Source organism: Actinomadura sp. ATCC 39365 (genome assembly GCF_054392275.1).
Genome location: NZ_CP184335.1, coordinates 7,360,407 through 7,371,938 on the forward strand (window position 1 = coordinate 7,360,407; position 11,532 = coordinate 7,371,938).

13 protein-coding genes are annotated in these 11,532 nt (G+C 73.0%); 6 read left to right on the plus strand and 7 right to left on the minus strand.

Features of this window, described 5'->3' with window-relative positions:
- Window positions 1-12 precede the first annotated feature (12 nt).
- Window positions 13-864 carry a LysR family transcriptional regulator gene (locus ACNF49_RS35885; RefSeq protein ID WP_357969119.1) on the minus strand — a complete coding sequence of 284 codons (852 nt, stop codon included), beginning with the start codon at window positions 862-864 and terminating at the stop codon, window positions 13-15.
- A gap of 26 nt (window positions 865-890) precedes the next feature.
- Here ACNF49_RS35885 and ACNF49_RS35890 point away from each other — a divergent pair, with 26 nt between their 5' ends.
- On the plus strand, window positions 891-2,324 hold the full coding sequence (locus tag ACNF49_RS35890; protein ID WP_482940353.1) for an MFS transporter: 1,434 nt from the start codon (window positions 891-893) through the stop codon (window positions 2,322-2,324).
- Here the strand turns inward: ACNF49_RS35890 and ACNF49_RS35895 are convergent.
- Window positions 2,290-2,664: a thioredoxin family protein gene (locus ACNF49_RS35895; protein ID WP_357969115.1), complete on the minus strand. Its 375-nt coding sequence runs from the start codon at window positions 2,662-2,664 to the stop codon at window positions 2,290-2,292. The two genes, ACNF49_RS35890 and ACNF49_RS35895, sit on opposite strands and share 35 nt — an antisense overlap.
- Window positions 2,665-2,814: 150 nt before the next feature.
- Window positions 2,815-4,512, minus strand: a complete 1,698-nt coding sequence (locus tag ACNF49_RS35900) for an ExeM/NucH family extracellular endonuclease (protein ID WP_482940354.1) — start codon at window positions 4,510-4,512, stop codon at window positions 2,815-2,817.
- Between the two features lie 106 nt (window positions 4,513-4,618).
- Here ACNF49_RS35900 and ACNF49_RS35905 point away from each other — a divergent pair, with 106 nt between their 5' ends.
- Both ACNF49_RS35905 and ACNF49_RS35910 read left to right on the plus strand, forming a co-directional pair.
- The gene (locus ACNF49_RS35905) at window positions 4,619-5,989 is read left to right on the plus strand and encodes a pentapeptide repeat-containing protein (protein ID WP_482940355.1); all 1,371 of its coding nucleotides are present in this window, start codon (window positions 4,619-4,621) and stop codon (window positions 5,987-5,989) included.
- A gap of 53 nt (window positions 5,990-6,042) precedes the next feature.
- Window positions 6,043-7,197: a hypothetical protein gene (locus ACNF49_RS35910; RefSeq protein WP_482940356.1), complete on the plus strand. Its 1,155-nt coding sequence runs from the start codon at window positions 6,043-6,045 to the stop codon at window positions 7,195-7,197.
- 72 nt (window positions 7,198-7,269) lie between these two features.
- Here ACNF49_RS35910 and ACNF49_RS35915 read toward each other — a convergent pair whose 3' ends face one another.
- Genes ACNF49_RS35915 through ACNF49_RS35925 form a run of 3 tightly spaced genes read right to left on the minus strand, consistent with a single transcriptional unit; the run spans window position 7,270 to window position 8,370 of the window.
- On the minus strand, window positions 7,270-7,701 hold the full coding sequence (locus ACNF49_RS35915; protein ID WP_357969103.1) for an SRPBCC family protein: 432 nt from the start codon (window positions 7,699-7,701) through the stop codon (window positions 7,270-7,272).
- Window positions 7,694-8,020 carry an ArsR/SmtB family transcription factor gene (locus ACNF49_RS35920; RefSeq protein WP_352351750.1) on the minus strand — a complete coding sequence of 109 codons (327 nt, stop codon included), beginning with the start codon at window positions 8,018-8,020 and terminating at the stop codon, window positions 7,694-7,696. The genes ACNF49_RS35915 and ACNF49_RS35920 overlap by 8 nt, the downstream gene beginning before the upstream one ends.
- Window positions 8,017-8,370: a VOC family protein gene (locus ACNF49_RS35925; RefSeq protein ID WP_357969100.1), complete on the minus strand. Its 354-nt coding sequence runs from the start codon at window positions 8,368-8,370 to the stop codon at window positions 8,017-8,019. The genes ACNF49_RS35920 and ACNF49_RS35925 overlap by 4 nt, the downstream gene beginning before the upstream one ends.
- A 105-nt stretch (window positions 8,371-8,475) precedes the next feature.
- Here ACNF49_RS35925 and ACNF49_RS35930 point away from each other — a divergent pair, with 105 nt between their 5' ends.
- A complete protein-coding gene (locus ACNF49_RS35930) occupies window positions 8,476-9,159 on the plus strand; it encodes a permease prefix domain 1-containing protein (protein ID WP_482940357.1) in 684 nt (227 codons plus the stop codon).
- Here ACNF49_RS35930 and ACNF49_RS35935 read toward each other — a convergent pair.
- A complete protein-coding gene (locus tag ACNF49_RS35935) occupies window positions 9,151-9,498 on the minus strand; it encodes a helix-turn-helix transcriptional regulator (RefSeq protein ID WP_357969095.1) in 348 nt (115 codons plus the stop codon). The genes ACNF49_RS35930 and ACNF49_RS35935 overlap by 9 nt on opposite strands.
- 89 nt (window positions 9,499-9,587) lie before the next feature.
- Between ACNF49_RS35935 and ACNF49_RS35940 the strand changes: the two genes are divergently transcribed.
- The gene (locus ACNF49_RS35940; protein ID WP_482940358.1) at window positions 9,588-10,757 is read left to right on the plus strand and encodes a cytochrome ubiquinol oxidase subunit I; all 1,170 of its coding nucleotides are present in this window, start codon (window positions 9,588-9,590) and stop codon (window positions 10,755-10,757) included.
- Window positions 10,758-10,767: 10 nt separating this feature from the next.
- Window positions 10,768-11,532: a cytochrome d ubiquinol oxidase subunit II gene (locus ACNF49_RS35945; protein ID WP_482940359.1), complete on the plus strand. Its 765-nt coding sequence runs from the start codon at window positions 10,768-10,770 to the stop codon at window positions 11,530-11,532.

Consider the following 11,532-nt stretch of genomic DNA (forward strand, 5'->3'; position numbering starts at 1 on the left):
CACGGGCCCCGGTCAGGGCAGGGCCGCCAGGAGCTGCCGCACCCGGGCCGTCGGCGGTCCGGCCGGCACGGCGAGGTAGGTGCGCACCTCGGGCTCGTCCAGGCCGGCGTAGGCCACGCCGCGGATCGGCGGCAGCTCGTCGAAGACCGGGTAGAACAGCGTCCACGACGGCGGGCCCGAGGCCAGGTCGATGAGCGTGTCGTGCAGGCCGGTGAAGGCCGGGCCGCGCGGCGGGTCCACGCCCGCCCCCGCCAGGGCCCCGGTGACCAGGTCATGGAAGGGCGGGTTGCGCTCGCGGGGGGCGAGCCGTACGGGCAGGTCGCCCAGCTGGGCGAGGCTGAGCGTGCCGGAGCCGGCCAGTGGATGGCCGGCGGGCAGCGCCACGACCAGCGGCTCGGTCCAGGCGGGGAAGAACTCCAGGCCGGGCGCGGCGTCCACGAGACGCACCAGGGCGGCGTCCAGGTCGCCGGAGCGCACCGCCGCCAGCCGCTCGGCCAGCCCCTGCTTGCTGAGCCGGACCCGCAGGCCGGGGTCGAGCCGGTCGAGCATCGGGTACAGGCGGGTGCCGGGCGCGGCCGACACGCCGAGCCGCAGGGTGGCCTCGGCCAGGTGGCCGGTGACCGCCCGGCGGGCCCGTTCGGCCGCGGCGAGCACCTCGCGGGCCTCGGGCAGCAGCCGCTCCCCCGCCTCCGTCAGGCGCACGTGCCGGGTCGACCGGTCGAACAGGCGCGCGCCCAGCTCGCGTTCCAGCCTGCTCACCTGCTGGCTGACCGCGGGCTGGACGATGTGCAGCCGCTCGGCGGCCCGGCCGAAGCCGCCCTCGTCGGCGACGGCGACGAAGTAGGCGAGCTGCCGCAACTCCACTGTGTCTCCATTCATCATGATCTGTGATGACTGTCCAGGAGAACGTCTCCTGGTTCGCCCGCTCTTCCCGCGATGGACTGACCCGCATGAACGGGAGTGGATCGATCGGGATCAGGCTGGGCGCGCTCTTCGGCCCGGCCGTGTTCGGCGTCACGGCGGCCGGGGTCGCCCTGCCGGACGTCGCCGCCGCCTTGGGGGCACGTCCTGGCGCGGTGGTGTGGGTGCTGACCGCGCACGCGCTGGCGCTGGGCATCGGGACGGCGCTGTTCGGGCGCCTGTCGGACGCGTGGGGGGTGCGCCGCACGCTGCTGCTCGGCTCGGCGGTGCTGGCGTCGGGTGCGCTGGCCTGCCTGGTGGCGCCGTCGCTGGGCGCGCTCGTGGCGGCGCGGGCGGTGCTGGCGGCCGGGTCGGGCGCGCTGTCGGCGGTCGCGCTGAACCTGGCGGCCACGGCCGAGCCGGAGCGGCGCCAGGCGGTGCTGGCCTGGTTCGGCAGCGCGATGGCGGTCTTCTCGGCGGGCGCGACGCTGGCCGGCGGGCTGGTCACCCAGGCGTTGTCGTGGCGGCTCACGCTCGCGCTGCCCGCGCTGGCGCTGGTGGCGGTGCCGTTCTGCCTGCCGGTGGCGCGGCGGGCGGGGTCGGGCGGCCGGGTGGACGTCGTCGGCGCGGGGCTGCTGGCGGCGGGGGTGTCGGCCTTCCTCGTGCTCGTCCAGTCGGCCAACCTGGGGCTGCCCTGGCCGGTCGCGGCGCTGGCCGGGGTGGTGACGGTGCTCGCGGGGGCCGCGCTGGTCCGGCGCACCCGTACGGTCGCGGGCGGGTTCGTCCCCCGGGACCTGCCGGCCGACCGCGTCTTCCGCGGGGCCGCCCTGATCGGCGTCGGCGTGTACGGCGGCCTGTTCGCCACCATGTGGGCCGCCCCGCAACTCCTGGCCGGGGTGCACGGGTGGAGCGTGCTGACGATCGGCGCCTGGCTGCTGCCGGGCGCGCTGGTGGGCGTGGTGCTGGCCAGGATCGCGGGCACCCGGTCGTGGCTGCTGCCCGCCGTGGCCGCGGCGTTCGCGCTCTGCCTGGTCGCGGCGGGGCTCGCCGGAGCGCTCACCGGCGGGCCGGGCGCGCCGGCGGCGTGGGCCGCGGCGCTGCTGGTGGTGGCCGCCTCGCTCGGATTCCCGGCGTTCTCGCTGGCCCAGGTGGTGATCACGGCCCGGATGTCGGCGAGCTATCCGGTGGAGCGGCGCGGCGGCGCGATGGGCCTGCTGAACCTGACGTTCTTCGTCGGCGGCGGGATCGGGCTGGGCGTGGCGGGCGCGCTGTCACGCCTGGCCGGGCTGCCCGGCACACTCATGGTGATCGCGCTGTTCCCGCTGGCCGCCGCCCTCGCGCGGGCCGGGGGACGCGAGGGCCCCACCGTGCAGGCGGGGCCCGCCGGGGTCAGTTCTGCTCGGCGTTCTTCAGCTCCTCGCTGAGCTCGGCCCTGATCGCGTCCATGTCGAGGGCGCGGACCTGGCGGATGAGGTCGTCCAGGGCCGGGGCCGGGATCGCGCCGGCCTGGGCGAAGACCACGATGCCGTCGCGGATCGCCATCAGCGTGGGGATCGAGGTGATGTCGAAGCCCTGGGCGAGCGCCTGCTCCGCATCAGTGTCGATCTTGCCGAAGGTGATGTCGTCGTGCTTGTCGGAGGCCGCCTCGAAGATCGGCCCGAACTTCTTGCACGGCGGGCACCACGTCGCCCAGAAGTCGAGCAGCACGATGCCCTTGTCGGCGATGTCGTTGAAGTTCTTCTCTGTTACTTCGATGGTCGCCACAAGTGGCTCCTCGCTCCTCGGTGAAATTGCAACCGTGTCAACCACGTACCCCCCACCAGCATTCCATGCCCTGGAGGCCCGCAAGCCCGCTGCGGCGGGCGATCCGGAACGCCGGAAGGCGCGGCCCGCGGGCCGCGCCTTCCGCGGGGATCAGTGGCCGCCGGGCAGGGTCAGGCCGATCACCAGGGGGTCGTGGTCGGAGGAGCGGTAGGCGTCCGGCTGGTAGAGGCCGGGCGGGTTGAACTCGGTGTTGTAGTCGCGGATGCGCGGCTCGTCGGAGTTGATGTGCCAGATCGTGGTGCTGGTCACCCGCTTGAGCAGCTGCTTGCCGGCGAAGGCGTGGTCGAGCTCGCCGGCCAGGCCGTCGAACAGGTAGCTGTAGCGCTGCGCCTCGGGCACGAACCGCTTGGTGAGGCTGGTCAGGCCGCCGGCCTCCAGCGTGTCGATCGGGTCCTCCTCGCCGTAGGCGTTGAGGTCGCCGAGCACGAGCGGGTTGGGCAGGTCCTGGTCGCCGATGATCCCGAGCAGCGCCTGCGCCTGCTTGACGCGGGTGGGGTTCCAGCAGCTCTGGCCGTCGCCCTGGTCGGCGTCGGGGCCGTCGGCCGGGCAGCTGCCCTTGGACTTGAGGTGATTGACGATCATGGTGAACGGCTGGCCGCCGCCCTTCCTGCGGAAGGTCTGGATCAGCGGCGGACGGCTGAAGACGGGGTTCTCCGAGGCCCTGGTCTCGCCGACCGGGGTGAGCTTGCCCGGCTTGTAGATCAGGCCGACCTGGATGAGGTCCGTGCCGGGGTGGGGGTGGCTGAGCGCCGCGTACGTGCCGGCGCCGACCTCGGCGTTGACGGCGTCCACGAGCGCCTGCAGCGCGGTCTGGCCGTTGTTCTCGACCTCCATGAGGGCGACCGCGTCGGCGTCCAGGCCCTTCAGCGCGGCCACCAGCTTGGCGAGCTGGCGCTGCTGCTCGTTGGCGTTGCTCGCGCCGCGCGAGCCGATGGTGGTGAACCAGTTGAGGGTGTTGAACGAGGCCACCTTCACGTTGCCCACCACCGGGAAGGGGCGCGGCGTGCGCGGGTTGGCGTCCAGGTAGGCGATCGGCTTGGTGGGCTGGAGGCGGTACTCGCCGAAGCCGTACCCGAGCACGCCGGTGACGCCGGCGGCCACGGTGCCCGCCCGCGTGACGGGCGGCAGCGTCGCCGGGTTCTCCCGGTTGGAGCCGTCGTCGATGAGCAGCGAGCGGCGCGTGTCGGCGGCGGGGTCCACGCCGGGCCGGTCGGTGGGCTGGTACAGCCGGCCGTGCGCCGACACCGTGACCTCGCCGAAGCGGCCCAGGTTGTAGTTGTCGTCCACGGTGAGCGGCTGCGGGAAGGTGAGCAGCATGTTCTCGACGGCCTCCAGGCCGTCCGCGGCCGGGGGCAGCGTGTACGGCTGCGCCGCCACGCTCCCGGTGCCGCAGACGTCCACGGCGGTGACCGGGGACAGCTCGGTCCAGCCGTTGAACTCGGTGGCCTTGCCGGTGACCAGGACGCGGTCGCCGGTCTTGACGTCCTTGAAGGACTCGCGGGCGAAGACGAACAGGCCCTCGGAGGTCCTCGGGTCGGCGTCCGGCCGCGGGTCCTGGAGGAAGAAGCCGCTGAGCTGGTCGGTCCGCTGGAAGTCGCCGGTCACGACGCCTTCGACCCGTACGGTCTGGCCGGTCAGGGGGCCGGTGTCGCCGCTGCCCTGCACCTCGGCGACGCGGCGGTCGGCCGGGGTGTCACAGGGCGCCGCCGCCGTCTCGGCGAGGGCCGGGGTGGCGGTCAGGGCGCCCGCCACGAGGGCAGCGAGTACTGCTCGGGATAAAACGCGCATGACCGGCACTTTAGAGGGATTATTGCCCGCATATTTCCACACAAAAGTGGATAGAACATTAAATCATCGAACCTTGACATTGGCGGCACGCGGGTATGACCAGTGCATGGACTGGGTCACCTGCGCGTTTTCTGCTGCCTGCCCCGGAATCGCCCAACAGCCGTCCGGCCTGTGCCTGGCGCATCTGCCGGCCGAGGACCTGCCCGCCGTCCTCGCCCGGTTGTCCCCCGGCAGGCTGCTCGACCTCCGCGGCACCACCGTCGACGGCGACCTGCTGGCGCGGGTCCTGGAGGCGACGACTTGCAGACCGGGCCGCGCCCGGCTCGACCGGGCCAGGTTCACCGGCGACGTCAGGCTGTCGGGCGTGACGTTCGCCGGGGACGTGTCGCTCGACGGGGCCAGGTTCGAGCGGCTCGCCTCCTTCTTCGGAGCTCGATTCGAGGGGAACGTGTCGCTGGCGACGGCCAGGTTCACGCGCGAGCTGTCCTTCCACGGCGTACGCGTCCGGGGGCACGTCTCGCTCGACCGGGCCGTGATGTCCCGCGACGCGCTGTTCGGCCAGGCCGTCTTCGAGCACGGGCTCTCCTGCGAGGGCGCCCGGTTCGACGGGTACGCCACCTTCGACGACGCCCGCCTGGGCACCGGCGCCACGTTCCGCGGAGCCAGGTTCGGCCGGACCCTGTCCTTCCGCAAGGTGCGCGGGCAGGCGGGGTTCGACTACGCCCACTTCGCCGGGGACGCCTACCTGTCGGCCTCCGGCAGGCTCTCGGCCGCGCGGGCCCGCGCCGACGGCCTGCTCGACGTGACGGTCGCGCGCTGCGGGGTGGACCTGCGGCGGGCCGAGGTCTTCGGGGCCGCCACCGTGCGGCTGACCGACTCCAGCGCCGACCTGGAGGGCGCCGTGCTGCACGGGCCCGCCTCGGTGACCGGCAAGGGCCTGTCGATGCTGAGCTCGCTGCGCCAGGTGGACGCCGCCAGCCTCACGCTGACCGGCCTCGACCTGTCGGGATGCGGCTTCGCCGGGCTCACGCACCCGTCCGGGGTGCGGGTCAGGAACTGCACGTTCGCGCTCACGCCGCGCGGCGTGCGGGTCAGCCTGCGCCGTCCGATGCTGCGCTGGATCTCGCGGCGCAGCGCGCTGGCCGACGAGCACGCCCTGCGCGGCTGGGACGCCTCCGGCGGCTCGCCCACCACCCCCGACCTGCTGGCCGCACTGTACGCCGGGCTGCGCGGCCGGATCGAGGACCGCGACACCTCGGCGGACTTCGCCTTCGCCGCCATGGAGATGCGCCGCCAGGCCGGTGAGCACTGGTGGCTGTCGCTGTCGTGGCTGCTGTGGGGGTACGGCATGCGGCTCGGACGCGCGGTGGCCTGGTGCACGCTGCTCGCGGCGCTGACGGCGGCGGCGGTGTTGTGGAGCTCCACCTCGCACGCGGCCCGCCAGGCGGTCCACCACAACCCGGTCGTGCATCAGTAGCCGGGCCGAAATGCGGTGGCAGGGGGCGGACCGGGCTCGCTAGGGTCGCGCCGGTGAGTACCGATCCGCTGCCGCTGCTCTGGTTGACCGGCCCCACGGGCGCCGGGAAGTCCTCGGCCGGGTGGGAGATCTTCGCCCGGCTCGGCCGGAGCGGCGTCAGGGCGGCGTTCCTCGACGCCGACCAGATCGGCCTGTGCCATCCGGCGCCGGAGGGCGGCACGCATCGCCTGCGGGCGCGCAACCTGGCGGCCCTGTGGCCCGGGTTCCGGCGGGCGGGGATGCGCTGCCTGGTGCTGGCCGGTTTCGTGGACACGCCCGAGGAGGTCGGCGAGTACACCGCGCTGCTGCCCGGCGCGGCGTTCACCGTGTGCCGGTTGCGGGTGCCCCACGCGGAGCTGAGGGAGCGGTTCCTGGGGCGGGGCTGGCGTCCCGACCTGGTGGAGGACGCCGTGGCCGAGGCGGTCGCGCAGGACCGCAGCCGCTACGCCGACCTGTGCGTGGACACCGGCGGCCGGACGGTGGCCGAGACGGCCCGGCTGGTGCTCGACCGGCTGGGCGGATGGCCGCCGGCCGCCCCCGGGCCGGTATCCGTGTCGCCACCCGTCCCGGCCGTTCCGGGCGCGTGGGGCGGCGGTGTCGCGTCCGGTGTGCCGGTTCCCCTGTTGTGGTTCTCGGGGGCGACGGCGGCCGGGAAGTCGACGGTCGGCTACGAGGTCTTCGGCCGCGTCCACCGGTCGGGCGTACGGGCCGCCTACGTCGATCTCCGGCAGATCGCCGCGCTGCGCCCGTCCACCGAGGAGGAGGGCCGCCGGCTCAGGGCACACGGCCTGGCCGCGCTGTGGGACGGGTACCGGGCGGCCGGGGCCGGATGCCTGGTCGTCTCCGGCGGGGCGGACTCCGACGAGACCGTCCGCGCCTGCACCCGTCTGCTTCCCGGCCTGACGCCGACCGTGTTCCGGCTGCACGCCTCCCCCGCCACGCTGCTGGAACGGGTGCTGCTGCGCGGCCGGGGAGGCGGCCCGGCGACGCCCGGCGACGAGCTGCGGGGGCTCGGCCCGGCCGCGCTGCGGGCCGTGGCCGGACGGGCGGCGCGGGAGGCCGCCGCCCTCGACCGGGCGGGTGCGGGCGACGTGCGCCTGGACACCGACGGCCGCCCGCCGGACGAGGTGGCCGCGCAGGTCATGGCCCACCTCCGGCTTCCGTCGTAGTGGCCCCGCACATTCACTCAACCGCCTGAAGTTCCCGACCCCGACGCCACCCGGAACGGCCAGGAGCCCGGCTCAGAGGGTGGCGGCCAGGTCGTCGATGACGGTGAAGTGCCGGGGCCAGCCACCGCCCATGATCCGGCGGGAGAGCTGCTGGGTCGGGTCGTCGGGGTCGAAGCCCTCGTGGTCGAGGAACAGCCGGGTGCCCCGGCCCTCCGGCACCAGCCGCCAGGTGACCGTCCAGTCGGCCTGCTTGCGGTCGCTCCAGCTGATCCGCAGCAGCTTCTCCGCCTCGAACTCCAGCACCTGGCAGTGGACCGTCCCGTCGAACCCCACCGCCTTCCTCGGCTGGGTGGTGAACGTGAACCGGTGGCCCACCTCCAGCCGGAAGTCGTTGGGCATCAGCCAGCGGGCCATCAGCTCGGGATCGGTCAGCGCCCGCCACACCTTGGCCGGCGGGTGCTTGAGGAACTCGTCCAGCCTGATCGCGGTCCGGTCTTCAGCCATCGTCCTCTTCCATCTCGTCGAGCAGTGCGGAGAGGCCGGTCAGCTTCTCGCGCCAGAACCTCTCGTACGGGGTCAGCCAGTCGCGGATCTCCATGAGCGGCTCCGCCTCCAGCTGGTAGTGCCGTTCCCGCCCCTTGCGGGCCTCGGCCACGAGCCCGGCGTCCTTGAGCACCTTGAGATGCTCCGAGACGCTGGGCCGGCTCATGTCGAAGCGCTCGGCCAGCCGCCCGGCGGGCTGGGGGCCCTCCTGGAGCAGCAGGCGCAGCAGCTCGCGCCTGGCCGGGCTGGCCAGCGCGGTGAAGACGTGGTCGGCGGTCATGCCTGGCTGACCACGAACCCGTTGCCGAACGGGTCCTGGAAGAGGAGCTGGCGTCCCCACGCCTGCTCGCTCGGCCCCTCGAAGGCGACGTCGTTCGCGGCGAGCCGGGCGGCCAGGGCGTCGAGGTCGGGCGCGGCCACCACGAGCCCGCCGACCGGGGCCATGTCAGGGAACCAGGAGGCCAGCAGGAGCGCGGTCGCCGCGCCCTTGGGCGCGACGGTGAGCCAGCGGCCCATCGGGAACGGGTTGTCGGTGCGCACCTCGAAGTCGAGCACGCCGGTGTAGAAGTCGAGCGCCCGCGCCTGGTCGACGACGGGCAGGGTGACGGTGAGGATCCCGGAAATCAGCATGTCGGACACTATACGTAGGATTTTTCCGACATATCAAGTCGCAGGGCAAAATATCGGGGACTTCCCTGATAGGCCATCGGCGGCGCACTCCGTAAACTGGGGATCATGCGGATCGACGACTACGTGGCCGACCTCGATCGCGCGCTCTCCGGCCCGTCCGGCGCGAAGCGCGACCTGGTCGTCGAGGCCCGCGACAGCCTGTCCGACACCGCCGACGCCCTTGAGGCCGACGGCCTCGACCGCGCCGAGGCCGAACGGCTGGCGGTCGCGGAGTTCGGCCCGGTCACCGAGATCGCGCCCGGCTACCAGAGCGAGCTGACCGCCGCGGCCGGGCGGCGGCTGGGCCTGCTGCTGTTCATCAGCGTCCCGCTGACCGCGCTCATGTGGTCGCTGGTGTGGCGCACCTACCCCGCCGATCCGGCGCTGTGGGTGGGCCGTCCGGCCTGGTACCACCTGGTCTCGAAGCTGCTCGACATCTGCCAGCTCGCCACCGGCCTGTACGGCGGCATCGCCCTGCTGGCGCTGGGCCGGGGCGCGCGCTGGATCCGCCGCCCGCACCTGGTGACCAGGTCGCTGGGCATCGTCGTGTGGGGCATGCTGCCGGTCGGGGGCGCCATGAGCCTCGTGCTGTCCTACAGCGCCCCCGGGCCGGGCACGATGACCGGCTACCTGCCCGCGTTCCTGGCGAACCTGGTCACGACCGCGTTCTGGGGCCTGCAGATCTACGGCGCGACGCGCTGCCTGCGGGTCAGCCGCACCCGCCGGCCCGCCACGGCCGCGTCAGCCTGAGGCCCGCGTGTCGGCCCGCGCGTCGGCCTGGAGCACGCCGCCGATCACGCTGGTGAACTCCCGCCAGGCCGACCGCTCCCCCTCGAGCTGTTTCCTGCCCGAGTCGGTCAGCCGGTACGTGCGCCGCTTGCGCCCGCCCACCGTGGCCCACTCGCTGGCCAGGTAGCCGACCCGCTCCAGCCGCCGCAGCGCCGGATAGACGGTGCCGGTGGGCACGCTCAGCGCGCCCCCGCTGCGCTCCTGGAGCGCCTCGATGATCGCGTAGCCGTGCAGCGGCTCCCGCTCCAGCACCGAGAGCAGCAACGCGTCCATGTGTCCGCGCAGCGCGTCTGGATTCATGCTCCAGATCCTAGACAACCGTTCGCCATGTAGCCAGTCTACATGTAGGCTGCCTATATGTAGATAGACACAACAACGGAGTCGATCGAATGGACGTACTCGAACTCGCCCGCACGCAGTTCGCCGTGACGGGAAGCCTGCACTTCCTGTTCGTCGTGCTCACGCTCGGGCTGGCGCCGGTCGTGGCGCTCATGCACACCCGCCACGTGCTCTCCGGCAGCGCGCTGCACGGCGGCATGACGCGGTTCTGGGGGCAGATCTACGTCATCAACTACGCCCTGGGCATCGTCACCGGCCTGGTGATGGAGTTCCAGTTCGGGCTGTCGTGGAGCGGGCTGTCCCACTACGCCGGAGACGTGTTCGGCGCGCCGCTGGCCATGGAGACGCTGGTGGCCTTCTTCCTGGAGTCCACCTTCCTCGGGTTGTGGATCTTCGGGTGGGGGCGGCTGCCCAAATGGCTGCACCTGGCCTGCATCTGGCTGGTGACGCTGACCGCGTACGCCAGCGCGTTCTTCATCATGGTCGCCAACTCCTTCCTGCAGAACCCGGCCGGCTCGGTGGTCAGGAACGGCCGGCTGGAGCTGGTCGACTTCGGCGCCCTGCTCACCAACAAGACGCTGGTCTTCTCCTTCCCCCACGTCATCGGCGCCGGGCTGCTGACCGGCGGCCTGGTGCTGGCCGGGGCCAGCGCGTACCAGCTGCGGCGGCGCACCCGCGAGACGCTGTTCTTCGCCAAGTCGCTGCGCACGGGGGTCGGCGTGGCGGCGGTCGGCGCCTTCCTGGCCCTGGGCTTCGGGTACGCGCAGTTCGGCGGCATCCAGGAGGGCAAGTTCGACGGCGACGCGGGCGCCGGGGTGCCGCTCGGGCTCATGATCGAGATCGGCCAGCTCCTGGGGTTCGTGCTGCTGTTCCTGCTCCTGCCGCTCATTTACTGGCTGCCGCGCTGGCGGTGGACGCACCCCGTGCTGATCGTGATGACCCCGGTGCCGTTCGTGCTGGCGATCCTGGGCTGGATGGCCAGGGAGATCGGCCGCCAGCCGTGGATGGTCTGGCACAAGCTCACCGTGGCCGACGCCCTGACGCCCGGCCTGACCTCGGGCATGGTCACGGCCTCGCTGATCGGGTTCGCCGGCGTGCTGGGGCTGCTGGCGGTCGTCGACTACGTCCTCATCGCCCGGGTCGTCCGGCGCGGCCCGCGCGACCTCGACCTCGGGGCGCTCCCCGCCGGCGCCGAGCCCGCCCCCGCGATGAGCTACTAGGAGTGCTGACATGGAAGTGATCTGGTTCCTGTTCTTCACGGTGCTGCTGGCCGGGTACTTCGCCCTGGAGGGCTTCGACCTCGGCGTCGGCCTGCTGCTGCCGGTGCTGGGCAGGACGCGCGGCAACCGCGACCGCATGGTGGCCGCGATGGCGCCGTTCGTGCTGGCCAACGAGGTGTGGCTGGTGGCGGTGGCCGGGACGCTGTTCGGGGTGTACCCGCGCCTGGAGGGCGAGGTGCTGTTCGGGCTGTACCCGCTGGTGGTGGCCATGCTGCTGAGCTGGATCGTGCGCGACGCCGGGCTGTGGTTCCGGCGGCGGCTGGACGGCGCGAGGTGGCGCGGCTTCTGGGACGCGATGATCGCGTTCGGGTCGCTGGGGCTGTCGTTCGGGTGGGGCATGGCGCTGCACGCCGCCGCCACCGGGTTCGCCTCCTCGCCGGTGCATCCGGTCGGGGTGCTGCTGGGCGTGCTGGTGACCCTGCTGTTCGCCTTCCACGGCTGGACGTTCCTGGCCTGGCGGGAGCCGGGCGCGTTCGGGGCCGTGCGGTCGGGGCGGGCGCTGCTGCTCTCCGGGCTGGTGGCCGCGCTGCCCGCGATCGGCCTGCTGGCGGGGGCGATGCCGTACTTGCTGGAGCACAGCGCGCCGGCGGCTACGTTGAATGTGCTCAGTGTCATGGCGTTGCCGTTCGCGCCGATCATGTTGGGCGCGCAAGTATGGGTATGGCGGACTTTCCGGCCAGGTAAGGGCGCCGTCCCACTCCCCTCGTTCTTCTGA